We start from the raw sequence: 24,847 nt of genomic DNA, 5'->3' as shown, positions 1-24,847 counted from the left end.
CATTCGCACCATGCTGGTCGACAGCCACTGTCATCTGGATTTCCCGGACTTTGCCGAAGATCTCGACGGGATCGTATCGCGCGCGCGAGCGGCCGGCATCGGCCGCATGGTCACGATCTCGACGCGGGTGCGAAAGCTGAACCAGCTTCTCGCCATCGCCGAGCGCTATGACGACGTCTATTGCTCGGTCGGCACCCATCCGCACAACGCGGATGAGGAAGACGGCATCGCGCCGGACGAGCTCATCGCACTGACGCAGCATCCGAAGGTCGTTGCACTCGGCGAAGCCGGGCTCGACTATTTCTACGACGACGGTTCGCCGGAGGCGCAGGCGAGGGGCTTTCGTGCTCACATCGCCGCCGCCCGCGTCACCGGCTTGCCGCTGGTGATCCACACCCGCGAGGCGGACGAGGATTGCGGCCGCATCCTGGAAGAGGAGGCGGCGAAGGGATCGTTTCGCGCCGTGTTGCATTGTTACACGGGCGGACGCGAGCTGGCGTTGAAAGCCGTGTCGCTCGGACTCTATATCGGTTTCACGGGCATCCTGACCTTCAAGAAGTCGGAGGCGTTGCGCGCGCTCGCAGCCGAACTGCCGTCCGACCGTATTCTGGTTGAAACAGACTCGCCCTACCTTGCGCCCGGCAAGTTCCGGGGCAAACGCAACGAACCGGCCTATGTGGTCGAGGTCGCAAAAGTGCTCGCCGAAACCCGCGGCGTATCGTTTGACGAGATCTCGCGCCAGACAAGCGAAAACTTCTTTCGCCTGTTTTCCAGGGTGAAAGCTTAGAACTGGGAGCCGCATGACGCTGACGTTGACGATTCTGGGCTGCGGCTCCTCCGCCGGCGTGCCGCGCCCGGCGCTCGGCTGGGGCGCCTGCGATCCCAACAATCCCAAGAATCGCCGTCGCCGCTGCTCGCTGCTGGTCGAGCAGACATCGGGCGACGGCACCACGCGCATCGTGATCGACACCTCGCCGGACCTGCGCGAGCAATTACTCTCGACCAATGTCGACCACATCGACGCAGTGTTCCTGACTCACGAGCACGCCGACCAGACCCACGGCATGGACGATCTGCGTTCGGTCGTGATGCATATGCGCCGGCGGATTCCGACCTATCTCAATCAGACGACTGCGAACGACATCATGTCGCGGTTCTCCTATTGCTTCGTCTCGCCGGCGGGCAGCGACTATCCGCCGATCCTGACGGCGCATTCGATCGAGGCCGGTGAAAGCCAGATCATCCTTGGGAAGGGCGGCGCGGTGACGATGACCGCCTTCCTGGTGCAGCACGGCCACATTCCCGCGCTCGGCTATCGCATCGGCGATGCCGCCTACACGCCGGACCTCAACGACATCCCACGCGAGAGCTGGGGCGCACTGGAAAATCTGGACCTCTGGATCGTCGACGGCCTGCGCTACACCAGCCATGTCAGCCATTTCAGCATCAACGACGCGTTGTCCTGGATCGACCGCTTCAAGCCGAAGCGCGCCGTCATTACCAACATGACCGCCGACGTCGACTACGAAGTGATCCGGCAGTCGCTGCCCGCGGGTGTGGTGCCGGCCTATGACGGGCTGCGGCTGGAGACTCGCTGAACCTGCGGTGGAAATTACGGCACAGGCCGGCATGCTCCTTGCTTACGTGGACGCCATCATGTTGATCTAACGTCTGAAAGACAAGCGCTGGGCAGGGGCGATATTCATGCAGGACCGGCACAGGACGTGCGATCGCCGGGACCGTTTGAATCGCCTCGTGTGAGGATGAGGATCGCGTTGGCAGGCAACGATGTAACGAGCCGGGGACCGGTGCGACGCGCGCTGGATCTCCTTTATCTCGCTGCGGGCTACGCCGCCGGCACCTTCATGGTTGCGATCTTTGCAATCATGATGATCATGTCAGTCGGGCGCCAGTTTGCGGTCAACATTCCCGCCGGCGATGATTTCGCCTCCTGGTGCATGGCCGCGATGGCATTCCTCGGCCTCGCACACACCTTCAAGCGCGGAGAGATGATCCGCGTCGGCCTGCTGCTGGAGCGTCTGCACGGGCGCACCAAGCAGGTTGCGGAGGTGGTGGCGCTCGGCATTGCCACCGCCTTCGTTCTCTATTTCACCTGGCATGCCGTGCAGATGACCTACGATTCCTGGCGCTTCAACGACGTGGCGCAGGGCGTCGTCGCGCTTCCGCTCTGGATTCCGCAGCTCGGATTTGCCGGCGGTCTTGTGATCCTGTCGATCGCGCTCATTGATGAAATGGTCGGTGTCGCCGGCGGCAACCGGCCGAGCTACGAGAAGGGCTCGCCGGACGAGACCCCCGACGAATTCATCGAGCGCATCTCGCAGGGCGGCGGAGGTTGACGATGGCCAATCTCGGCATGATCGAGCTGTCGTTCGTCCTGCTCGGCGTCATGATCCTGCTGCTGGGAAGCGGCGTCTGGATCGCGGTCTCGCTCGGCCTCGTCGGATTCGTGGCGATGGCGCTGACGACGAGTCTGCCGCTCGGCGCGGTGCTCGCCACCACGACCTGGAGCGCCAGTTCGTCGTGGACACTGGCCGCGCTGCCGCTGTTCATCTGGATAGGCGAGATCCTCTTCCGCACCAAATTGTCGGAAGAAATGTTCCGAGGCCTGTCGCCCTGGGTTCAGTGGCTGCCCGGGCGCCTGACTCATGTCAACGTGATCGGCTGCGGCATCTTCGCGGCGGTGTCAGGCTCGTCGGCGGCGACCTGTGCGACCATCGGCAAGATCGCGCTGCCCGAGCTCGACAAGCGTGGCTACGACAAGGGCCTCAGTCTCGGCTCGCTGGCGGGCTCCGGCACGCTGGGCCTGCTGATCCCGCCGTCGATCCCGATGGTGGTCTATGCGGTCACGGCGAATGTCTCCGTGCTTCAGGTCTTCCTGGGCGGTTTTCTGCCGGGGGTGCTCGTGATGGTGCTCTATTCCGGCTACATCATCATCTGGTCGCTGCTCAATCCGAAGAAGATTCCGCCGCGCGACCCGCCGATGTCGTTTCGCCAGAAGCTGCGCGAGTCGGCCAGGCTTGCACCCTGCCTATTGCTGATCCTGGCGGTCTTTCTCTCGCTCGTACTCGGCTTTGCGACCGCAACCGAATGTGCCGCCTGGGGCGTTTCCGGCGCGCTGCTGTTGGCTTGGTGGAGCCGCACGCTCACACGCAAGAACTTCCTCGAGAGCATCATGAGCGCGACGCGCCTGACCTGCATGATCATGCTGATCCTGGCAGGCGCTGCCTACACGACCGCAGCGATGGCCTATACGGGCATTCCGGCGGCACTCGCCACCTGGGTCCAGGGCCAACAGCTCACGCCGGGCATGCTCGCGCTGTATCTGAGCATCATGTACATCATCCTGGGATGCCTGATCGATGGCATCTCGATGATCGTTCTGACCGCCGTGATCGTGCTGCCGATGGTCAAGCAGGCCGGCCTCGACCTGGTCTGGTTCGGCGTTTACCTCATCATTCACGTCGAGATGGCTCAGATCACGCCGCCGGTCGGTTTTAACTTGTTCGTGCTCCAGAACATGAGCGGGCGCGATACCTTGACCGTCGCCCGGGCGGCATTCCCTTTCTTTGTCCTGCTGCTCGCCGCCGTGTTCATCATCACGGAATATCCGCAGATCGTGATGTTTTTGCCCAAGCTCGCCTTCCCAGACTGAGCGTACCGCTTTCAAATTGACTGTGAGGAGAAGCCCGATGATCTCTCGTTTATTCCGCGCATCCCTGATCGCCGGCGCGGTGCTGGCTGCGACACCCGCTCTGGCTCAGACCAAATGGAATCTGCCGGCAGCGTATCCCGCCGACAATCCGCATTCGGAGAATCTGATCGCGTTCGCCAAGGACGTCGATGCCGCGACATCCGGCAAGCTCCAGATCACGGTTCATCCCGGCGCCTCGCTGTTCAAGGCACCCGATATCAAGCGCGCGGTGATGACCGGGCAGGCGCAGATGGGTGAAGTATTGCTGTCGATCCACGAGAACGAGGATCCAGTATTCGGGATCGACGTGGTGCCGTTTCTGGCGACCAGCTTCCCGGCTGCGATGAAACTGTATCAGGCGTCGAAGCCGCTGATTGCCAAGAAGCTCGATGCGCAGGGTCTCAAGCTGCTGTTCGTCGTGCCGTGGGCGCCGCAGGGCGTCTATGTCAGCAAGCCGCTGGCGACGATCGAAGACATGAAGGGCCTGAAATGGCGGGCCTATAACGTTGGAACCGCGCGCATTGGCGAACTGGTCGGCGCGCAGTCCGTCACCATCCAGGCCGCCGAGCTGCCGCAGGCACTTGCGACCGGCGTCGTGAACTCCTTCATGTCGTCCGGCGGCACGGGCTACGATGCGAAGGCATGGGAGTCGCTGAAGTACTTCTATGACGTGCAGGCCTGGATCCCGAAGGACTACACCTTCGTCAACAAGGCTGCGTTCGAGGCGCTCGACAAGCCGACCCAGGAGGCCATTCTCAAAGCCGCCGCGACCGCGGAAACGCGCGGCTGGAAGGCCTGGGAGGACAAGAGCACCTGGTACATCGACCAGCTCAAGGCCAAGGGCATGACGGTCGAGCCGCCGAGCCCGGCCCTCAAGGCCGGCTTCCAGAAGATCGGCGAGCAGCTCACCGCCGACTGGCTCAAGAAAGCAGGGCCCGACGGCCAGGCGCTGATTGACGCCTACAAGAAGATGTAGCGACGGAGAGGCCTTTCGCCCGTCGCCATCCGGCGGCGGGCGTCTGAGCCCGAACAGACTTAGGTCGAGATCGCCTTCGCCGATCCGGCTTCGTTGCGCAACAGGAATTTCTGGATCTTTCCCGTCGACGTTTTCGGGATCGGCCCGAACATGACGGCCTTCGGCGTCTTGAAGCCGCTCATATGCGAGCGGCAGAAGGCGATGATATCGGCTTCGCTTGCGCTCGCGCCGTCCTTCAGCTCGACGAAGGCGCAGGGCACTTCGCCCCATTTCGGATCGGGCTTTGCGACCACGGCGGCGAACAGCACGGCCGGGTGCTTGTAGAGGATGTCCTCGACCTCGACGGAGGAAATGTTCTCGCCGCCGGAAATGATGATGTCCTTGGAGCGATCCTTGATGATGACATAGCCATGCGCGTCGAGCACGCCGAGGTCGCCGGTGTGAAACCAGCCGCCTTCGAAGGCGTCCCTGGTCGCCTTCTCGTTCTTGAGGTAGCCCTTCATCACGATGTTGCCGCGGAACATCACCTCGCCGATGGTCTCGCCATCGCGCGGCACTTGCCTCATGGTCTGCGGATCGATGACGGTGACGCCTTCCTCGAGCGGGTAGGGCACGCCCTGCCGCCGTTTCAGGCTGGCGCGCTCGGAGGCGGGGAGTTCGTCCCAGCCGGGCTGCTCGGCGCAGACGGAGGCGGGGCCGTAGACCTCTGTCAGGCCGTAGACATGCGTCAGCTTGATGCCGATGTTTTCCGCGCCTTCGAGCACTGCGACGGGCGGCGCGGCGCCGGCGATCAGACCGACGACATGGCGCGCGGCATTTCCCTTCGGTGCATCGGGTGCGTTGATCAGCGTGTTGTAGACGATCGGCGCGCCGCACATGTGGGTGACGCCGTGCTGCTTGATCAGCTCGAAGATCTTGGTCGGCTCGACCTTGCGCAGGCAGACATTGATGCCGGCGGCGGCCGCAATGGTCCAGGGGAAACACCAGCCGTTGCAGTGGAACATCGGCAGCGTCCAGAGATAGACCGGATGCTGGCCGAGATTGCCCGCGAGGATATTGCTGACGGCATTCAGATATGCGCCGCGATGATGGGTCACGACGCCCTTGGGATTGCCCGTGGTGCCCGACGTGTAGCTTAGCGCGATGGCGTCCCATTCGTCGCCCGGCGGGATCGCCGCGAAGTCAGGATCGCCTTGCGCGACGGCGGACTCATACTCGATCTCGCCGATGCGCCTGCCGCCCGTGAACGCAGCATCGTCGACGTCGATCACGAACGGCTTCGGTCCGGTCATTTGCGCGAGCGCATCGTTGATCACGCCCGAAAACTCCGGATCGACCAGGATGATCCTGGCGCCGCCATGGTCGAGCTGAAACGCGATCGAGGGCGCATCGAGGCGGATGTTCAGCGCGTTGAGCACGGCACCCGTCATGGGCACCGCGAAATGCGCCTCATTCATCGCCGGAATGTTCGGCAGCATTGCCGCCACGGTGTCGCCGGCGCCGAGGCCCTTGTTCGCGAGCCAGGACGCAAAACGCTTGCAGCGCTCATGCGTCTCGCGCCAGGTGAAGCTGCGCCCCTCGTAGACCGTGCTGACGTGATCGGGATAGACCGCGGCGCTGCGCGCGAGGAAGCTCAACGGGCTCAGCGGCACGTAGTTGGCGGGCGTCTTGTCGAGGCCGATATTGTACTGGTTCTGCCGCTCGCTCATCGACACCTCCCTCACGCGCCGGCTTACAGGAATCCGATCGAGATCCACGGAAAGACAGCGACGACGATCAATCCCACCAGCAGCGCCAGCAGATAGCCCCAGATCGGCCGGATGCCTTCGGCCGGATCAACGCGTCCGATAGCGCAGGCGGCATAATAGCCGACGCCGAACGGCGGGGCGAATAGCCCGATACCCATGGCAAGAATGATCACCATCGCATAGTGCACCTCGTGCACGCCGACGGCACGGGCGATCGGAAACAGCAGCGGCCCGAACAGCACGATCGCCGGGATGCCCTCCAGCACGCTGCCGAGGATGGTGAAGGCCAGGATCGAGACGGCGATGAAGGTGCCGGCGCCGCCGGGCAATCCGGTCATGGCCGACGCCAGCGAGCGCGAGAAACCGGACTGGGTCAGGCCCCAGGCCATGCCGGTCGCAGTGCCGATGATCAGCAGGATCGCGCCCGACAGCGCCGCGGTTTCGACCAGCATCGGAAACAGCCGCCGCCAGTCGAAGCGGCGGTAGACGAGGAGGCCGACCAGGGCGCCATAGACGATGCCGATGGTGGAGACTTCGGTGGCGGTGGCGATGCCCTCGACCACGGCGTAGCGGATCACGAAGGGCAGCGCGAGCGCGGGCAGGGCGATGATGAAGGTCTTGCCGATCTCGCCACCCGTGGCGCGGCGGACATGGCTCATGTCCTCGTGGCGGTAGCGCCACCACACCAGCATGCACAGCGTGATCGCGAGCACCACACCGGGCAGGAGGCCGCCGGTGAACAGCGCGGCGATCGAGACGCCCGTGACCGAGCCGATCGTGATCAGCACGAGGCTAGGCGGAATGGTCTCGGTCTGCGCGCCGGTGGCCGCGAGCAGCGCAACGAGATCGCCCGGCTTGGCGCCGCGCTGCTTCATCTCCGGGAACAGCACGGGCGCGACCGCCGCCATGTCGGCGGCCTTGGCGCCGGAGATGCCGGAGACCAGGTACATGGCGCCGACAAGGACGTAATGCAGTCCGCCGCGGACATGCCCGAGCAGGCTCGCCAGGAACGCCACCATGGCCCGTGCCATGCCTGTCATTTCGATCAGGAGTCCCAAAAATACGAACAGCGGCACCGAGAGCAGGATGAGGTGGCTCATGCCCTCGTCCATCCGCCCGACCAGCACCATGACCGGCGTGCGCGTGGTCAACGCCAGATAGCCGAAGATCGCGAGGCCGAATCCGAACGCGATCGGAACGCCGGCAAAGACGCAGAAGCCGGCGACGCCGACGAAGAAGATGACGAGGTTGAGATTGCCGAGCGGCCGTAGATAAGGCTGCGCCAGCCAGAACAGGCCGACAACGACAGCAACGGAGATCGCGGCCGTCAGCACCATTCGGTAATCGGCTGCGCGCAGCAGCCGCAACAGCGCGAACACCGTCATCAGGCAGATGCCGGCCGGCAGCGCCGCGGCGCGCCACATATTGGATATCTGCAGCGCCGGCGTGGTGATGAAGCTTTCCTCGTAGGCGTAGTCCGAGGACGGCCAGACGATCAGCGCCAGGAAGGCCAGCGCCGCGCAGGTCGCCACCAGATCGAGCCAGGCCCGCATCGCAGGCTTGGCGCTGGCGACGATCGCCGTCATGCGCATGTGCTCGGAGCGGCGGAACGCAACCGCCGCGCCCAGCATCGCGAGCCACAGGAACAGGATCGAGGCGAGCTCGTCGGACCAGATCAGCGGCCGGTGCAGGCCGTAGCGCGCGACCACGCCGGCAAACAGGATCGCGATCTCGGCGACGACCAGGATCGCCGCCGGGATTTCGACGAGGAGGCCGAGTGCGCGCTCCGTCGAGGCCAGCAGCGAAGGTCGGCGAGGGGACTGAAAAGTCGCCTCGCCCGCCACGCCGCTCACCCCGACCTCGATATGAGCCATGACGGCCCCAACGCGTTACGACAGCTTGCCGACGGCCTTTTCCAGCAGGTCCCAGGCCTGGTCGCCATATTTGCCCTTCCACTCGGCATAGAAGCCGGCGGACCGCAGCTTGTCGCGGAACGGCGCGACCGCGGGCTGGTTGAAGGTCAGGCCCTTGGCCGCGAGCTCCTGCTGGAGATTGGCATTGAGCTTGGCGGTGTCCTCGCGTTCCTTGACCGCTGCGGCATTGATGTTCTTGGCGACGACGGTGCGCACATCCTCGGGCAAGCTGCTCCAGGCTTTGCGGTTGGCCAGGAACCAGAAGCCGTCCCACATGTGGTTGGTCAGCGAGCAGTATTTCTGCACCTCGTAGAGCTTGGCCGTCGAGATGATCGCCAGCGGGTTCTCCTGGCCCTCGACGATCCGCGTCTGGAGCGCGGAATAGACCTCGGCGAAATTGATCGAGGCGGGCGCCGCATCGAACGCCTTGAACATCGAGGTCCACAGCGGCGATACCGGCACGCGGATCTTGAAGCCCTTGAGGTCGTCAGGACCGGTGATCGGCTTGCTTGACGACGTGGTCTGGCGGAAGCCGTTGTCCCAGATCTTGTCCATGACCTCGAGGCCGGACTTCTTGATTTCGCCGCGGACGAAGGCGCCGAGATCGCCGTCCATGGCCTTCCAGACCGTGTCGTAGTCCGGGAACGCAAAGCCGATGCCGTTGATGGACGCCGCAGGCACCAGGGTCGACAGGATCAGACCCGACAGCGTGAAGAACTCGACGCCGCCGGAGCGGATCTGGCTCAGCATGTCGGTGTCGGACCCGAGTTGGTTGTTCGGGAATATCTGCAGGTCGAACTTGCGCTTGGTCTCGGCCTTGATCGCCGCCGCCATCTCCTTGGCGCGCACGTTCATCGGATGGGTGTCCGGCAGGTTGTTGGCGTATTTGAAGGTGAACTCGGCGCTCTGGGCGCGGACCACATGGGGCGCACCGATGCCGCCCAGGACCGCGGTCGCGGCGGAGGCCTTGAGAAGCGTGCGTCGGGAAAAGCTCATGGGTCTGCTTCCTCGGAAGGTTTGTTGTTGTTCTGAGATGCAAACCATACGGACGTCGGGTCAGAAGGTCATCTGCGATCTCGCGAAGACTCGCTTATTGCAGCCGGACATCGTCACGGCAATATCGGCTTTCGGATGCATAGACCGGAATCTAAACTGCGAAAACAACCCCATGCACAGTAGCTGTCGAAAGCTGGGACGATATGCGACGGCCGGGCCGGAAAAGACGAGGAGCGAAGGTGCAGTGAGAGGAATTCTAGCTAACTGACTGATCTGATTGTATATAAATATATTCCATAATATACCTTATGCGAATTACGGATATGGGTGTGTGCAGATCAGCCCGGCTTAATCGACGGCTACCGAGAACCCTGCTCCCGGCTCAGACTGGCTAGACAGGCAAGACACCGGACGCAGCCAGACAAGCCGCGCCAGACATTGGGAGGTTCGTCATGCAGGAGAACGTCGCCCGCGCAGACCGCTCGCGCGCCATTCCATTCGATGCCGCCAAGCTCGACCGTCTGATGGAGGCCGCCGGCCTCGACGTGCTGGTCGCGACCTCCAAGCACAATGTGCAGTACCTGCTGGGTGCCGAGCGCGCGATCTTCTTCGACTACATGGATGCGCTCGGCACCAGTCGTTATCTGCCGGTCCTGGTCTATCCCAAGGGCGCGCCGGAGCACGCCGTCTATGTCGGGCACAGGCTGGAGACCCATCAGCGCGCCGTTGCGCCGCCATGGGTGGCACAGGTCCGGACCGAGTCCAACGGCTCGATCGATGCGATCACGCGGGCCGCTGGCCTCATCCGCGACGCCGGCGTGCCCTTGAAGCGGGTCGGAGTCGAGATGGCGTTTTTGCCGATGGATGCGGGCCGGGCGCTTGTGGACGCCCTGCCCGGCGCCGAGCTCAAGGACGCGCTGCTGGTGCTGGAGCGGCTGCGCTCGGTCAAGTCTGCCGAGGAACTCGCAAAACTCAAGACCGCGTCCGAGCTCGTCATCGCGTCGATGCTGGAGGTGATCGCCGGGCACGGCCCGGGCACCACCAAGCAGCAATTGTCGGACGCATTGCGGATTGCCGAGGCCAATCGCGGGCTGACCTTCGAATACTGCCTGCTCGCCTGCGGCAACAGCCACAACCGGGCGCCGTCAGCGCAGCGTTGGGAGCAAGGCGAGGTGCTGTCGCTGGACTCCGGCGGCAATTATCACGGCTATATCGGCGATCTCGCGCGCATGGCGGTGCTCGGCGATCCCGATGCCGAGTTGAAAGGCTGCCTGGCCGAGATCGAAGCGGTCCAGCGCGCCGCCTTCGCCGCGGTCCAGCCCGGTGCCATGGGCGGCGACATCTACGTCGCGGCCGAGCGGCAGCTTGCACAGATCAGCCAGCGCGACTGCACGGAGTTTTTGGCCCACGGCATGGGCCTCGTCAGCCACGAGGCCCCTCGCCTGACCGCCAAGGGCCCGATCCCCTACGACGACCCCGACGCCCGCCTGCCGCTCGAAACAGGGATGGTGGTGTCGATCGAGACCACGATGAAACATCCTAAGTGCGGGTTTATCAAGCTTGAGGATACGGTTGCAGTCACGGCGACGGGCTACGAGATTTTTGGAGAAGGCGGCCGCGGCTGGAATCTCGGCGGCAGCAAGAGCTAGCCGCCGACCGAGTCATATCCACACTCCGTTCACACCTAAAACGGGTAACGCGCTGTCGGCACAACGATGCAGCTGACCGGATGTTATAAGGTCGGCTGATTCGATGGACTGATGAGGTGCGTTCATGTCGGCTTTCCGTTTCGTGCATGCAGCCGATATCCACTTGGACTCGCCGCTGCGTTCTCTCGCTTTGCGAAATCCGGGTCTCGCCGAGCTCATCGGCAACGCTAGCCGTCAGGTCTTCGTCCGGATCGTCGACCTCTGTCTCGATGAACGCGTGGATGCGCTCCTACTCGCCGGCGACCTCTACGACGGCGATCAGACCTCGATGAAGACGGCGCGGTTCCTGATCGAGCAGCTGCGCCGCTTGCATGCCGCCGGCGTCCGGGTCTTCATCATCCGTGGAAATCACGATGCCTTGTCGAAGATCACCAAGGAACTCGTGCTTCCGGACAGCGTGACCGTCTTTGGCGGACGGGCCGACACCGTCGAGATGTTGCGGGATCGTGGCGAGCGGCCGATCCTGGTGCATGGGCTCAGCTTCGCGAAACCACAGGCCCCGGAAAGCCTGCTTGGCAAATACAAGCCGCCTGTTGAGGGTGCGATCAACATCGGGCTCATGCACACCAGCCTGGACGGTGCGCCGGGGCACGACGTATACGCGCCGTGCAGCACGGCCCATCTCGCCGCTTCCGGCTTCCAGTACTGGGCACTCGGACATATCCATAAGCGGTCCACGACCGAGGGAGCCTGCGCTATTGTGATGCCAGGCATACCACAAGGCCGTGATGTCGGGGAAAGTGGATCAAAGTCGGTCACGCTGGTAAGCGTCCTGGACGACGGGTCGTTGTCGCTCGCCGAACGCGTCGTCAGCATGGCCCAATTCGAACGGGTGGCCGTCCACGCATCCGGGCTCGTGGATTGGCGCGAGCTCGTCACCCGCATCGAGAGCGCACTCGGCGAAGCCTCCGATCGCTCGGAATCCGATCATCTCGTCGCACGCGTGTTCGTCTCCGGCGCGACGCCGCTGGCCTGGACCATCCGACGCGACGCCGATGTTCTCCACGCCGAAGTCGAGAGCCGCGCGGAAGCCATCGGCAATGTCTGGATCGAGAAACTCGAAAGCGATTGTCGAAAACCAGCCATCGTCGATCCCGCCGACAGCGCCGATCCCGTCGAGGTGCTTCGCCGGACCATGACCAACGAGATTGTCGCGTCCGAGGCGTTCCGCGCGGAAGCGCAAATCATTGTCGACAATCTGCTTGATCAGCTACCTCCGGAATGCCGGCGCGTCCTTGCTCCGGATGAGACCGGTCTCGCGTTGCTCATCGGGCAATTGTCTAAGGAGGGCTCGGAAGAGGTCCTCGCGCGCCTGACGGCGGGCGGTCCGGACAGAGCACGCTAATGCGCATCCGAAAGCTCGGCCTGAGGCGTTACGGCAAATTCACGGATACGGTGCTTGACTTCGGCGCTCGCCTCGCAGTTGGCCCGGACATGCACATCGTGTACGGGCCCAATGAGGCCGGCAAATCGACGGTAATGTCGGCCGTCATGGACCTCCTTTACGGCATCCACACGCAGAGCAAGCTCAACTTCCTGCACCCATACCCGACCATGCGGATCGAGGCCGAGATCGAGCATTCCACTGGGATGCGCAACGTCTCGCGGATCAAGAAGCCTCAAAACAGCCTGCTCGACGAGGCGGACCGGCCCATACCCGAAGCTGTGCTGCTCGGCGAGCTGGGAGGACTCGACCGGAACGCTTATCAGACCATGTTCTGCCTCGACGATGAAACGCTAGAGACCGGCGGCGAGAACATCCTCGCCAGCAAGGGCGATCTCGGCACCCTCCTCTTCTCCGCGACCGCGGGCCTCTCGGATCTGAGCGCCCGGCTCTCGTCCGTACGAGAGGAAGCGGACGGCTTCTTTCGGGCCGGCAAGCGCACGGGCGTGCTGTCCGACTTCAAGAAGGAGCTTGCCATCCTAAAGGACGAGCGCGACAAAATCGACACGCTCGCCTCGGAGTTCTCCCGGCTCGTCACCGACCGGGACGAGGCGGCCGCGGCCTACGACGAAGCAGTCCGCCAGCGCGGACACACGCAGTCCCGGATTGACCAGATCGGGCGGCTCCTGCACGCCCTGCCCCGGCTCCAAGCGGTTCGCAGGCTCCGCGCGGAGCTTGAGCCCCTTGCGGCTCTGCCGGACGCGCCATCGGTGTGGGCGACCGACCTTCCCGACCTGATGACCCGGCAGACGAAGTTGCAGACGCAGGCGCAGGCGAGCGACGACGAGATTGCGCGACTGGAGCGTACGATCGTGGAATCGATCGTCAACGAGGCAGCTTGTAGCCTTCAAGGCCGCATCCAGGGTCTCATGGACGAGCGCGCGCGCTTCGTCACGGCGGAAAAAGACCTGCCTGAACGCAAGCTGGCCTTGGGCCTCGCCGAGCAGACGGTGTCGCGAATCCTGGCCCGCATCAACAGGGACTCGGACCCGGCGCCAAAGCGCTTGATTCTGTCGACCGAAACGACTGGCCCGCTCCACGATCTGATGGAGACGCGATCCGGTATCGAAGCTGCGATCATCGGGGCTGAGACGGAGCTTGCAAAGGCGCGTGACGGGCTGTCCGTCGCCGAGGCCAGGCTCGGGGACGACCGCCGCGCGCTTGATGAATCGGCGGTGCACGCCCTGAGCCTTGCCGTCGGCACGGCTCGCCAGAGCGACGACGTCCCGCGCCTGCGGGCAGCGGATCGAACCTGCCAGGAGCGATCCGAGGAATTTGACGACGCGCTCGCCGGATTGCATCCTTGGACAGGCGGCAGAGACGCGCTTCTCACAGTCCAGGTCGCCCGCCCGGACCAACTGGAGGCGTGGACGTCGACCGACGCGAAGCTCTCCCAGAAAATCGCTCTCCAGCAGAAGGACGTCGATCGCCTCGACGCGGAGGCGCTACAACTCCAGCGCAGGAGCGAGGCGCTCGCCTCCATCGCGGGCGCCATCAGCGACCTGGAGGTCGGTGAAATCAGGTCGGCACGCGAAGCTGCCTGGGCCACCCATAAGGACAGGCTGGATGCGACGACGGCCACGGCCTTCGAAACCGAGATGCGGAAGCTCGATCTCATCTCGGAGCAGCGCCTGAGCCACGTCGGCAGCGTGGCGGAGCTCAATCAGGCGCTGCTGGATTGTGCCAACGTCCGGAGCCAGCGCGAACATGCGGGACGGTTGCTTCAGGCGAGTTCACAGCAGCGGGAAGCGCTCGCCGCGGGCATCGCCGCATCCGCTCGTGCGATCGGCGGGGGGCTCGATGAGACCATCGGTCTTGCAGGACTGAAGCTTTGGCTTCAGAAGCGCGAGCGGGCCATTGAGCTCCGCACGCGCTGGATGGGCGCGGAGCGTGAATCGCGGCAGGCGCGCACCGACGTCGAGACCGCGCGGGAACGGCTCGCGACAGCACTGCATAGAGCGAGCGTCGCCTTTTCGGACGACGCGGACATCCAGGCGTTGTTGGCTGCTGGCCAGGCCGCTCTCGACCGCGAAGCCGTCGCCAAGGCGCTGCGGGCGGCCCTCGATGAGCATCGACGCGACTTGACGTCACGCGAGACGAAACGCGGAGAGGTGCTGGCCGCTGAATCCGCATGGAGCTCCGCGTGGCGGCAGGCCTGCGCCGCATGCTGGTTGGGGGAGAACGAGAGCCGGCCGACCATCGCGACCGTGAGAGAGACGCTGGAAGCGCTGGCCGAGCTGGGGCCCAAGCTGGAGAAAATGGCCGGGCTGACCGATCGGATCGCGAAGATGGAGCGCGACCAGATCCACTTCCGGACGGAGGTCGAAACCCTCGCCGCGAAGATGGGGCTGACAGCAAAGTCGTCCGATGTTCTCGGGCTGTATCAGGCCGTGGTGAGCGGCGTCGCCGATGCGACGAAGACTCTGGAGCGCCGGCAAGATGCCGAGGCGGCTCTCTTGGCCGAACACGACGAAGCTCGCCAGCTTGCCGAGGAATTTGCGCAAGTTCAAGCGCAGGCGAAGCGGATGATGGATGTCTTCAAGGTCGGCTCATTGACGGAGGTCGACACGTGCCTGCGTCGCGTCGCACGCCGGTCCGAACTCATGGCGCACCTGACAGAAGCGCACGATGAGATGCTCAAAGCCATTGGGCTCGAGACTTTCGAGGAAGCCGAGGCCATCCTCGACACGCTGGACCGAACAGAGCTTGAAGCAGAATTGACCGAAAGGAGATCACGTTTCGGCAACGAAGACGAGCGAATCCGCGATCTGTTTGCCGCAAAGACAAAGGCCGACGACAGCATCTCCGCGGTCGGCGGCGACGCCGCCGTCGCGCTCATTGATGCGACACGGCGAACGGTGCTGTTGTCGATCGAGGACAAGGCGCGGACCTACCTCCGGCTCAAGTTCGGAATCGCCGCAGCCGACGGCGCATTGCAGGCTTATCGGGACCGGCATCGCAGTTCGATGATGGCCCGTGCGTCGGAGGCCTTCTCGCTCATCAGCCGCGGCCGGTATCCCGAGCTGGTAACCCAGCCATTGAACGGCAGCGAGCTTCTGATTGCGAAGGGCGTGGACGGAAGCTCGAAGATTGCTTCCGATCTCTCCAAAGGAACTCGGTTTCAGCTCTATCTGGCGCTGCGCGTCGCGGGCTATTACGAGTTCACCCGGGCGCATGCACCGGCCCCCTTCCTCGCGGATGACATCATGGAGACGTTCGACGATTTCCGCGCCGAAGAAGCCTTCCGGCTGCTGGCCGAAATGGCTGCGCAAGGTCAGGTCGTGTACTTTACCCATCATCGCCATCTCTGTGAGATCGCCAAGACGGTCGCGCCGGCCGCGGTCGTTCACGATCTCCGATCGGAGATGCGCATCGCTTCTTAGAGCCTCAACCGCTCTCACGGCGTCATCGTTGCTACCGTCTTCAAAGGAACAGATCAGGCTATTGGAAATGCGGGCAATTCGACGATCCAAGCCGTCACGCCGCGCGCTCCTTCATTCCGGGGATACGTCCCTTGGCGCGAGCCCGGAAGCCATCGGGCGGATGAACCAGCGGAGCAACGGTACAGTAGTTATCGCAGCGGCAGCAGATCCAACTGGCTCTGCGCTTTCTTGACGGCCGCCGCGAACCAGCTCTGGCTTGGCGCCGCTTTGGCGAAGCACATCGTGTACGCGGTCATCGCATTGTCTTCGCGGGTGATGTCGCCGCGCGGATCCTTCTTGTCGATGAGCCTGGCCATCATCTGCTTCCAGACTTTCTCGCAGGCCGGGATCTCAGCCGTCTTCACCGCATCGCTTGCAGCGATGAAGAAGACCTTCTCGCCCTGAATCGCGACCACGTCGATTTCATGCGGCGGTCCCTTCAGGTCGCCATTGCCACGTACGCCCAGCACGGTGACCGCCGCGCTCACTCCCGCGGGCTTCGTGATCGGCAGCTCGGCATATACGGCCTGCATCCTGTCGCCTTCGGAGGCGAAGCCGAGCCCGTCGAGATGGCCGAAGCCGGAGTCGCCCTTGAAGAGCGTGTCCGCGTTCGTCTTGCCGTCGGCCGGCAGTCCCTTGATCGCGACGGGGCCCACCAGGCTGCGCAGCACAGTTGTCAGCTCCCTGAGCGCCGCATCGTGTTGCTTGCTGGTCTCGTCGTTTTCCGGAGCCTTCGAGAACTTTGCGATGTAGCGATCGTGCAGGTCGAGATAATGCTGCTCGGGCGTCGCCGCATAAGCGGGCGTGGCCAAGGCGAGCAGGCAGAGCAAGGCGAGCGATCTCATTGCAAGTTCCGGCTGGGTGCGATCTCCAGTCTTTGTGCCGGTGCCGGCCGGGAAGGTTCATCCTGCGAGGTGCGCTGCGCCCTACTCCGCCGGCGTGAGCTGCCAGTCGAGGCGCATCGCAGCCGTCTCGCGCACGCGGATGCGGGCGCGGCGCTTGCGCGCTTGGTCTTGCGCGCCTGGCCCTGGGTGAAAAGCCACAATCCGACCGGTCGAAAAACGCACCACCCTTGTGCGTAGTTCCGCACTGAACGGCTGACACGAACCGATCTAGTTGAGGTTCTCCGGACGAGCCGGGAACGCAAGCCAAGGGACGTGTCATGTCGAGATTGGAAGGCAAGGTCGCAGTGATCAGCGGCGGCAACAGCGGGATCGGGCTTGCCATCGCCCAGCGGTTCGTGAAGGAAGGCGCGCACGCGTTCATCTTCGGCCGTCGCCGGGAAGCGCTCGACATGGCGGTGAAGCTCATCGGCGGCAACGTCACCGCGATCCAGGCCGACGCATCCAGCCTTCCGGATCTCGACCGCGTTGCGGACATCGTCCGAAGCACGAAGGGCAAGGTGGACGTGGTCGTGTCCAATGCCGGCATCACCGAGCAGGTGCCGCTGCGCGACATCACGGAGGAGCACTACGACCGCACGTTCAACCTGATGGCCAAGGGTCCTCTGTTCCTGGTGCAGAAGATGCTGCCGATGATGGGCGGCGGAGGATCGATCATCCTGGTGTCCTCGGCCATGCACTCCATGGGCCTGGCGAACCACTCGACCTATGCGGCCACCAAGGCGGCGGTGCGTTCGTATGTGCGGACCTGGGCGGCCGAGTTCAAAGACAGCGGCATCCGCGCGAACCTGCTGAGCCCCGGCCCCGTCGACACGCCCATCATGGACTCCCAGGCGTCGACGCCCGAGGAGGCCGCCGCCATTCGCAAGATGTACGCCAACTACGTTCCGATGCTGAGACTCGGGCGTCCCGAGGAGCTGGCGGCGGCGGCGGTCTTCCTCGCCTCGGACGAGAGCGCGTTCATGACAGGCTCCGACATGCTCGTCGACGGCGGCGTCAGCAACGTTTGAATTGAGCAAAGACAGGTAAGGAGAACAATATTCAGAACCACATCAAATACCCGATGTGAGGGCCGCCCCCAACCGATGTCAGCGATGCCGCAGCCGGCGGTTGACCCGGCGCGCGAGATAATCGCCGGCGCTCTGGACGAGCTGCACCAGCGCGATCAGCACCACGACGACGGCCAGCATCATCTCCGGCATGAAGCGCTGATAGCCGTAGCGGATGCCGAGATCGCCGAGCCCGCCACCTCCGACGGCGCCGACCATGGCGGAATAGCCGAGCAGGCTGACTACCGCGAGCGTCAGCGCCAGCAGAAGACCCGGCAGCGCTTCGGGGATCAGCACCTTGAGCACGATCTGGATCGGCGAGGCCCCGAACGAGGACGCCGTTTCAATGAGGCCGCCATCGACCTCGCGGATCGCGGCCTCGACCAGGCGCGCGATGAACGGCGCCGATGCGATCGTCAACGGCACGATCGCGGCCGTCGATCCGATCGAGGTGCCGGCAACGAGGCGCGTGAACGGGATGATGGCCACGACCAGGATGATGAAGGGCGTGGACCGCGTCGCATTGACGACGATGCCGAGCACGCGATTGACGACGGGCGCCGCGAACAGCTCCCCTTTCCGGCTGGTCGCGAGAAAGACGCCGAGCGGCAGGCCTATGACGGTGCCGATCAGCGCCGCGAGCCCGACCATGTACAGGCTCTCGCCGGTGGCCTGGATGATCAGGTTGATGAGTTCAGGCGACATAGCCGAGACGCTCCGCGGGGAATTGATATTGTGAGAGCCAGGCCAGCGTCCGCGTCGTCGCGTCGTCGCTGCAAGAAGTGCCGAGCGGAATACCCAACGTCAGCGAGCCCACATGCTGGCCGCCGATCTCGTCGATGCGGGCCGACAGCAGCGAGACGTCGAGGCCGAGCTCGCGCGCGAGACGCGCCACCAGCGTGTCGCCGGCTCCTGCCCCACGCACCTGGATGCGGATCACGGCCTGTCCACCCGCAGGCAGCTCCGAAACGATCCGGCTCGCCAGCGACACCGGCAAGCTGTCGCCGATGACTTCAGCCAGGAAGGATTGCGTGATCGGATGTTTGGGATGGGTGAAGATATCCGCGACATGGCCGCTCTCGACGACGTGGCCGGCGTCGAGCACCACGACGTCCCTGGCGAGCTGACGCACCACGGACATTTCATGGGTGATCAGCACGATGGTCACCCCGAGCTCGCGATTGATGTTGGCGAGCAGATCGAGGATCGCCCGCGTGGTCTGCGGATCGAGCGCCGAGGTCGCCTCGTCCGAGAGCAGCACGCTCGGCCGCGTTGCCAAGGCCCGCGCGATGCCGACGCGCTGCTTCTGGCCGCCGGAGAGTTCTGACGGGTAGCGGTCGTGCTTATCGGCGATGCCCACCAGCGCAAGCAACTCGGCCACGCGTGCGATGATGTCGGCCTTGGCCCAGCCGGCGATCTCCAGCGGCAGCGCGATGTTGGCGGCTGCGGTGCGCGATGACAGCAGATTGAAGTGCTGGAAGATCATGCCGATCGAGCGCTGCGCCAGCCGCAAATCGCGGCCCGCAAGCACCGAGATGTCACGGCCGTCAACGACGACGCGGCCGGTGGTCGGCCTCTCCAGTCCGTTGATGAGCCGGACCAGGCTCGATTTGCCGGCGCCAGAGCGGCCGATGACGCCTGTGATCGAGCCGCGTAGGATCGCGAAATCGATATTTTGCAGAGCATCGACGCCGGGCTTGCCGCGATAGGCCGGATAGGTCTTGGAGATGCCCTCGAGACGGACCATCGCGTCAGGCGCAGTCGCGGCAGGTGAGACCGCGTCACGTGAGATCGCGTCAAGCTTTTCGATCGGCCGTCCGATCGCGAGCGATGGGTGGGCGTTCATGGAGGCGCCTTCATGCACAATTGTTCCGCTTGCCTCTGGGGCATCCGGGAACCGGGTCGCATCAAGCGACGGAGAATGAAAGATGAGGGCTCGCGTGGAGCGCGCTGCATCGCAGCACGCACATCGCCCTTTCAGGTCTCTCTTGCAATGTCACATATTTGCGAGGAGTTGGACGAAGTTTTCCAAATCCCGTCCCGCCGAAGAAAATTCATCTGCCGGGGTATCGGCCTCCGGCCTGGCTCAATGGACCTGCAACCAGGGCAGGACGATCAGCAGGAGCCCCGCGAAATAGAGCGCTCCGAAGATCAGCCCAAAGCCCCAGAACTGGCCCTTCCCGATATAGCCGCTGCCGAAATATATCGGCGCCGGTCCCGTCGCGTAAGGCGAGTCAAGCGCGGTCCGAGATTGAGATGCCGCCGCAGCGCGCCGAGGTCCATGTCCTTGCGCGAGCGCCCTTCGACATCCTTGAGGTCGAACCCGGCGCTGAACGCGTCCGCGCTGCCTGTCAGCACCACGACAGAGGTTGCGGCGTCAGCCTCAAAACTGCGCGCGGCTGCGGTGAGCTGGCGCAGCGCCTCCGGCGAAAGCGCGTTGATGCCGTCGCCGCGGTCGAACCGCACCACCGCAATCCGCCCCTCCGGCCCGAGGCCCTTCTCGATCTTCACATAGTCAGACAACGCAACCTTCCCTGTTCTTGGTTTTCTTGGTGCTCACAAATGCCCGGTGCGGTGGTGCTCGGGCTCGCTGCCGCGGACCGGAAACCGGACCGTGGTCCCGATGGTGATCCAGTTGCCGCTTTCGCCGGTGATGTTGCGGCCGTAGATCACGTCGACGGAGAATATCTCGTTCGGCCGGTAGCGGACGCCGGTCTGGAAACGCGGCTGGACGACGCTTGCGATCTCGGAAGCGCCAGCTTGCCCGTAAGCTTCGATCGTCCATTGCAACGTGTCGGTGAATTTCCAATCGAAGCCGACGCCGTAGGTCAGGTAATGACGATCGACCGTGCGATCCCACAGCCAGCCGCCATTGACGTTGATGCGCATGGTCTCCGACAGGCGGAAGGTCGCGGGGATGACGACAAAGGCGGACATGGCATCGCCGCTCGCCGCGTCGAATGATCCGCCGCCATACGCTGACAAGCCCCACCGGCCTATTCCGGTCGGGACGAAGTTCGTCTTGGCTTTTGGAGCGACCGTCGTGCTCCAGTCGCCATCGCTCCGGGCCCGGATGGTCTGCAGGCTCAGCTCGATCGGCCTGAAGGGATCGACGACACAGGAGGGATTGGCGACCGCCGAAAAATCCGTGTTGGAAGCAGTCGACATCCAGCTTTCCACTTTGCAGGAGCCGACCTCGGAAATGTCGGCGGCATCGACTGCATAGGCGCCATTCGCGGCGCGCGCATCCTGCGCCGCGAATGCGCCAAAAGCCGCGATTGCGGCGGCTATTCCGGTTCTCACAGCCCAGCCCATGGTGCGATGTTAGCAGAGTCTTCGTCTCGACAACGCCCGGATTCTGGGACTATCTTTGCCCCATGAGCGAACATCATCATCACCACGATCACGACCATTCCGAGCTGTCGGAGACCGAGCTTCGCGTACGCGCGCTCGAAACCATCCTGACCGAAAAAGGCTATGTCGAGCCGGCAGCGCTCGACGCCATCATCCAGGCCTATGAGACCAGGATCGGCCCGCATAACGGCGCGCGCGTCGTCGCCAAGGCCTGGACTGATCCCGCGTTCAAGCAGGCGCTGCTGGAAGACGGCTCCAAGGCGATCGGCACGCTAGGCCATGTCAGCCGCGTCGGCGACCATCTCGTCGTGGTCGAGAACACGCCGCAGCGTCACAACATGGTCGTGTGCACGCTGTGCTCCTGCTACCCCTGGGAAATGCTGGGGCTGCCGCCGGTCTGGTACAAGGCCGCGCCCTACCGCTCTCGCGCAGTCAAGGACCCGCGCGGCGTGCTCGCCGATTTCGACGTCACGCTGCCGAAGGACATGGAAATTCGAGTTTGGGACTCCACCGCGGAGACACGCTTCCTGGTGCTGCCGATGCGCCCCGACGGCACGGACGGCTGGAGCGAGGAACAGCTCGCCGAACTCGTCACGCGTGATTCCATGATCGGCACCGGCTTTCCCAAAACGCCGGGAGCGCCGTCATGAACGGCGTGCACGACATGGGCGGCATGGACGGATTCGGCAAGGTCGAGCCGGAGCCGAACGAGCCGGTGTTCCATGCGGAATGGGAGTCGCGGGTGCTGGCGATGGTGCGCGCGATGGGCGCGGCCGGTGCCTTCAATATCGACACCTCGCGCTTCTATCGCGAGACGCTGCCGCCGCACGTGTACCTGTCGAGCTCCTATTACAAGAAATGGTTCCTCGGGCTCGAGGCGATGCTGATCGAGAAGGGCTACCTCACAAGGGAGGAGGTCGCCGCCGGCCATGCGATGCAACCCGCAAAGGCGCTCAAGCACGGCAGGCTGGAGCGCGACAATGTCGAGCGCACCATGGTGCGCGGCAAGTTCGCCCGCCCTGCTCCGGCGCCGGAGAAATTCAGGATCGGCGACCGCGTGCGCGCGAAAAACATTCATCCGGCCACGCACACGCGGCTGCCGCGCTATGTCCGCGGCCATGTCGGTGTCGTCGAGCTGAACCACGGCTGTCGGGTGTTTCCGGATTCGGCGGCGATGGAGCTCGGCGAAAATCCGCAATGGCTCTACACGGTGGTGTTCGAGGGCCGCGATCTCTGGGGCGCGGACGGTGATCCGGCCTTGAAGGTGTCGATCGACGCCTTCGAGCCCTATCTGGACCCGGCGTGATGAGCAGCACGGCCGCGGCCGCAGCAACTGCGGCCATACCGAGCATTCCCCGCGACGACAACGGCCCGGTGTTCCGCGCCCCCTGGGAGGCGCATGCCTTCGCGATGGCGTTGACGCTGCATGACCGCGGCGTGTTCACCTGGCCCGAATGGGCAGCAGCCCTGGCCTCCGAAATCAAGCGCGCCCAGGTCGCCGGCGATCCTGACACCGGCGAGACCTACTATCTGCACTGGCTCGCCACGCTGGAAGGCCTCGTCGCGCGCAAGGGCGTTGCGTCTGCGGAAACGCTGCACCGCTACCGCGACGCATGGGACTATGCGGCTGATCGCACGCCTCACGGCAAGCCGATCGAGCTAAAGCAGGAAGATTTTGGCTAGCTCGCGCCACGCCGTCATTGCGAGGACTTCGTGTCCCGGACAAGCTGCAACGCCTAAGCGTTGCGGCGCAGAGCCGGGACCCAGATGGCAACACGATAAGCTATGATGGATGGGCCCCGGCTCTGCAGCGCACCGCTGAAGGAGCGCTGCGCTGCGTCCGGGGCGCGAGAGAGGCGAGACGCGCTACCGTCCCGCCACATACTCCCGCCACCCCTTCGCCCGCAGGCTGCACGCCGGGCACTCGCCGCAGCCATAGCCCCAATCGTGCTGCGCGCCGCGTTCGCCGAGATAGCAGGTGTGCGACTGCTCGCGGATGAGGTCAACCAGCCCCTCGCCGCCGAGATCGTGCGCGAGCTGCCACGTCGCCGCCTTGTCGATCCACATCAGCGGCGTATGCAGCTCGAACTTGCGGGCCATGCCCAGCGACAACGCGGCCTGCATGGCGCGGATGGTGTCGTCGCGGCAATCGGGATAGCCGGAATAGTCGGTCTCGCACATGCCGCCGACGATGTGGGTGATGCCGCGCCTGTAGGCCAGCGCCGCGGCGAACGTCAGAAACACCAGATTGCGGCCGGGCACGAAGGTGTTGGGCAGGCCGTCGGCACCCATCGCGATCGCGACATCGCGCGTCAGTGCCGTCTCGGACACGTCCGCCAGCGTCGGGATCGACAGCGTGTGGCTCTCGCCGAGTTTTGCGGCCCAATCCGCGCGCAAGCCCCTGATGCCGTCGAACAGCTGGTCGCGGCAGGCCAGCTCGATGGCGTGGCGCTGGCGGTAATCGAACCCCAGCGTTTCCACGCGCGCAAAGCGGTTCAGCGCCCAGGCGAGGCAGGTGGTGGAATCCTGGCCGCCGGAAAACAGCACCAGCGCGGTTTCTGGTGAAAATGCGTCGCTCATGGTCCGCGCTTTAGCATTGCGCACCTCGGCCGCCAATCGGTGGAAATCGGCCTGTTCCGTCGCGCTACGCTGGGAACGGCGGCCCGCTTTTGGCATAAGGCTTGAGAGCCTGGAGACTGCCCCGCAATGACCCCCTCCCGCGACATTTCACGCCTGATCGAGATCATGGCGGCGCTGCGCACGCCGGTGACCGGCTGCCCCTGGGACCTCGAGCAGAATTTTGCGACCATCGCGCCCTACACGATCGAGGAAGCCTATGAGGTGGTCGAGGCCATCGGCCGCGGCGATCTCGACGATCTCTGCGAAGAGCTCGGCGACCTCCTGTTGCAGGTGGTGTTCCACGCCCGGATGGCCGAGGAGCAGAATGCGTTCGCTTTTGGAGATGTCGTCGAGGCCATCACCCGCAAGATGATCCGGCGCCATCCTCACGTTTTCGTAGACAAGGACGGTAACCTCGCCTCCTCCCACGTCAAGGAAGTCTGGGACCGCATCAAGGCCGAGGAGAAGGCCGAGCGCGCCGCACGCCGGCCACCGGAAGAGATTTCGCACAAATCGCTGATGTCAGGCGTGAAGGCCGGCCAACCGGCGCTGACGCGCGCCATGGAGCTTCAGCGCAAGGCCTCGACCGTCGGCTTCGACTGGAACGACCCGCGCGCGGTGCTGGCAAAAATCCGCGAGGAAGCCGACGAAATCGAGGCCGCCCTCGACCGCAACGACAAGCATGAGATCGCGGAGGAAACCGGCGACCTGATGTTTGCGCTGGTCAACCTCGCCCGCCATGTCGATGCCGACCCGGAGGCCGCGCTGCGCGCGACCAACGCGAAGTTCGAGCGGCGCTTTGCCTATATCGAACGGGCGCTGGAAGCGCAGGGGCGAGCGCTGGAGCAGGCGTCGCTGGAAGAGATGGACGCGCTGTGGAATGCGGCGAAGGCCGAGGAGACGCCGGCGTCAGAGGGACGCAAGGAAGCCAGCCGCTAAGTCCAATGTCGTGTTTGGGATCGCACCTGGTTCGAGATACGACGCGACTAATGCCGCGCACCAA

Annotated in this window: 21 protein-coding genes and 2 pseudogenes; 13 read left to right on the top strand and 10 right to left on the bottom strand. The window is 64.3% G+C overall.

Annotated elements, in window-relative coordinates:
- Positions 1-10 precede the first annotated feature (10 nt).
- The 5 genes from IVB27_RS24380 to IVB27_RS24360 all read left to right on the top strand — a co-directional run bounded on the left by IVB27_RS24380 (position 11) and on the right by IVB27_RS24360 (position 4,688).
- Positions 11-787, top strand: coding sequence for a TatD family hydrolase (locus tag IVB27_RS24380; protein ID WP_247445717.1), 777 nt, complete (start codon positions 11-13; stop codon positions 785-787).
- Between the two features lie 13 nt (positions 788-800).
- Positions 801-1,598, top strand: a complete 798-nt coding sequence (locus IVB27_RS24375; RefSeq protein ID WP_247445716.1) for an MBL fold metallo-hydrolase — start codon at positions 801-803, stop codon at positions 1,596-1,598.
- 165 nt (positions 1,599-1,763) lie between these two features.
- Entirely contained in the window at positions 1,764-2,357 is a 594-nt protein-coding gene (locus IVB27_RS24370; RefSeq protein ID WP_247445715.1) for a TRAP transporter small permease, read from the top strand.
- Between the two features lie 2 nt (positions 2,358-2,359).
- Complete coding sequence (locus tag IVB27_RS24365; RefSeq protein ID WP_247445714.1) at positions 2,360-3,673, top strand: TRAP transporter large permease; 1,314 nt, start codon at positions 2,360-2,362, stop codon at positions 3,671-3,673.
- A gap of 37 nt (positions 3,674-3,710) precedes the next feature.
- Complete coding sequence (locus tag IVB27_RS24360) at positions 3,711-4,688, top strand: TRAP transporter substrate-binding protein (protein ID WP_247445713.1); 978 nt, start codon at positions 3,711-3,713, stop codon at positions 4,686-4,688.
- Positions 4,689-4,747: 59 nt separating this feature from the next.
- Here the strand turns inward: IVB27_RS24360 and IVB27_RS24355 are convergent, their stop codons facing one another.
- From IVB27_RS24355 to IVB27_RS24345, 3 genes are read right to left on the bottom strand one after another with little or no spacing between them, the layout of a single operon-like run.
- Complete coding sequence (locus IVB27_RS24355; protein WP_247445712.1) at positions 4,748-6,397, bottom strand: acyl-CoA synthetase; 1,650 nt, start codon at positions 6,395-6,397, stop codon at positions 4,748-4,750.
- 23 nt (positions 6,398-6,420) lie between these two features.
- Entirely contained in the window at positions 6,421-8,310 is a 1,890-nt protein-coding gene (locus IVB27_RS24350; RefSeq protein WP_247445711.1) for a TRAP transporter large permease, read from the bottom strand.
- A 15-nt stretch (positions 8,311-8,325) separates the two neighbouring features.
- A complete protein-coding gene (locus tag IVB27_RS24345) occupies positions 8,326-9,345 on the bottom strand; it encodes a TRAP transporter substrate-binding protein (protein WP_247445710.1) in 1,020 nt (339 codons plus the stop codon).
- Positions 9,346-9,797: 452 nt separating this feature from the next.
- Between IVB27_RS24345 and IVB27_RS24340 the strand changes: the two genes are divergently transcribed.
- The 3 genes from IVB27_RS24340 (at position 9,798) to IVB27_RS24330 (ending at position 15,881) form a co-directional block, all read left to right on the top strand.
- A complete protein-coding gene (locus IVB27_RS24340) occupies positions 9,798-10,994 on the top strand; it encodes a M24 family metallopeptidase (protein WP_247445709.1) in 1,197 nt (398 codons plus the stop codon).
- A gap of 124 nt (positions 10,995-11,118) precedes the next feature.
- Positions 11,119-12,399 carry a metallophosphoesterase family protein gene (locus tag IVB27_RS24335; RefSeq protein WP_247445707.1) on the top strand — a complete coding sequence of 427 codons (1,281 nt, stop codon included), beginning with the start codon at positions 11,119-11,121 and terminating at the stop codon, positions 12,397-12,399.
- On the top strand, positions 12,399-15,881 hold the full coding sequence (locus IVB27_RS24330) for an AAA family ATPase (RefSeq protein ID WP_247445705.1): 3,483 nt from the start codon (positions 12,399-12,401) through the stop codon (positions 15,879-15,881). Before IVB27_RS24335 ends, IVB27_RS24330 begins: the two co-directional genes overlap by 1 nt.
- Positions 15,882-16,069: 188 nt before the next feature.
- Here the strand turns inward: IVB27_RS24330 and IVB27_RS24325 are convergent, their stop codons facing one another.
- Positions 16,070-16,765 (bottom strand): hypothetical protein, encoded by a 696-nt coding sequence (locus IVB27_RS24325; RefSeq protein ID WP_247445704.1) that lies wholly within the window; start codon positions 16,763-16,765, stop codon positions 16,070-16,072.
- Between the two features lie 317 nt (positions 16,766-17,082).
- On the opposite strand from IVB27_RS24325, the gene IVB27_RS24320 reads away from it, so the two are divergent.
- Positions 17,083-17,832, top strand: coding sequence for an SDR family NAD(P)-dependent oxidoreductase (locus IVB27_RS24320; RefSeq protein WP_247445703.1), 750 nt, complete (start codon positions 17,083-17,085; stop codon positions 17,830-17,832).
- A 78-nt stretch (positions 17,833-17,910) separates the two neighbouring features.
- Here the strand turns inward: IVB27_RS24320 and IVB27_RS24315 are convergent, their stop codons facing one another.
- The 5 genes and pseudogenes from IVB27_RS24315 to IVB27_RS24295 form a co-directional block, all read right to left on the bottom strand.
- The gene (locus IVB27_RS24315; protein ID WP_247445702.1) at positions 17,911-18,576 is read right to left on the bottom strand and encodes a methionine ABC transporter permease; all 666 of its coding nucleotides are present in this window, start codon (positions 18,574-18,576) and stop codon (positions 17,911-17,913) included.
- A complete protein-coding gene (locus tag IVB27_RS24310) occupies positions 18,566-19,717 on the bottom strand; it encodes a methionine ABC transporter ATP-binding protein (RefSeq protein WP_247445701.1) in 1,152 nt (383 codons plus the stop codon). The genes IVB27_RS24315 and IVB27_RS24310 overlap by 11 nt, the downstream gene beginning before the upstream one ends.
- A gap of 240 nt (positions 19,718-19,957) precedes the next feature.
- Positions 19,958-20,104, bottom strand: a pseudogene (locus IVB27_RS24305) (anion permease); the annotation flags it as partial.
- Positions 20,105-20,214: 110 nt separating this feature from the next.
- Positions 20,215-20,337 (bottom strand): annotated as a pseudogene (locus IVB27_RS43675) (enoyl-CoA hydratase/isomerase family protein); the annotation flags it as partial.
- A gap of 90 nt (positions 20,338-20,427) precedes the next feature.
- Positions 20,428-21,186: a PA4824 family protein gene (locus IVB27_RS24295; protein WP_249811695.1), complete on the bottom strand. Its 759-nt coding sequence runs from the start codon at positions 21,184-21,186 to the stop codon at positions 20,428-20,430.
- A 62-nt stretch (positions 21,187-21,248) separates the two neighbouring features.
- Here IVB27_RS24295 and nthA point away from each other — a divergent pair, with 62 nt between their 5' ends.
- Genes nthA through IVB27_RS24280 form a run of 3 tightly spaced genes read left to right on the top strand, consistent with a single transcriptional unit; the run spans position 21,249 to position 22,908 of the window.
- On the top strand, positions 21,249-21,875 hold the full coding sequence (gene nthA / locus IVB27_RS24290) for a nitrile hydratase subunit alpha (RefSeq protein WP_247445699.1): 627 nt from the start codon (positions 21,249-21,251) through the stop codon (positions 21,873-21,875).
- On the top strand, positions 21,872-22,531 hold the full coding sequence (gene nthB / locus IVB27_RS24285) for a nitrile hydratase subunit beta (protein ID WP_247445698.1): 660 nt from the start codon (positions 21,872-21,874) through the stop codon (positions 22,529-22,531). Before nthA ends, nthB begins: the two co-directional genes overlap by 4 nt.
- Positions 22,531-22,908, top strand: coding sequence for a nitrile hydratase accessory protein (locus IVB27_RS24280; protein ID WP_247445697.1), 378 nt, complete (start codon positions 22,531-22,533; stop codon positions 22,906-22,908). The genes nthB and IVB27_RS24280 overlap by 1 nt, the downstream gene beginning before the upstream one ends.
- A 183-nt stretch (positions 22,909-23,091) precedes the next feature.
- Here the strand turns inward: IVB27_RS24280 and queC are convergent, their stop codons facing one another.
- Positions 23,092-23,805, bottom strand: a complete 714-nt coding sequence (gene queC, locus IVB27_RS24275; RefSeq protein WP_247445696.1) for a 7-cyano-7-deazaguanine synthase QueC — start codon at positions 23,803-23,805, stop codon at positions 23,092-23,094.
- A gap of 126 nt (positions 23,806-23,931) precedes the next feature.
- Here queC and mazG point away from each other — a divergent pair, with 126 nt between their 5' ends.
- The gene (mazG, locus tag IVB27_RS24270) at positions 23,932-24,783 is read left to right on the top strand and encodes a nucleoside triphosphate pyrophosphohydrolase (RefSeq protein ID WP_247445695.1); all 852 of its coding nucleotides are present in this window, start codon (positions 23,932-23,934) and stop codon (positions 24,781-24,783) included.
- Positions 24,784-24,847: the final 64 nt, after the last annotated feature.

Origin of the sequence: Bradyrhizobium sp. 197 (assembly GCF_023073375.1) — a bacterium.
Classification (GTDB): domain Bacteria; phylum Pseudomonadota; class Alphaproteobacteria; order Rhizobiales; family Xanthobacteraceae; genus Bradyrhizobium.
Note: the sequence above shows the minus strand (reverse complement) of the source record. Positions and strands in the feature narration are given on the sequence as shown.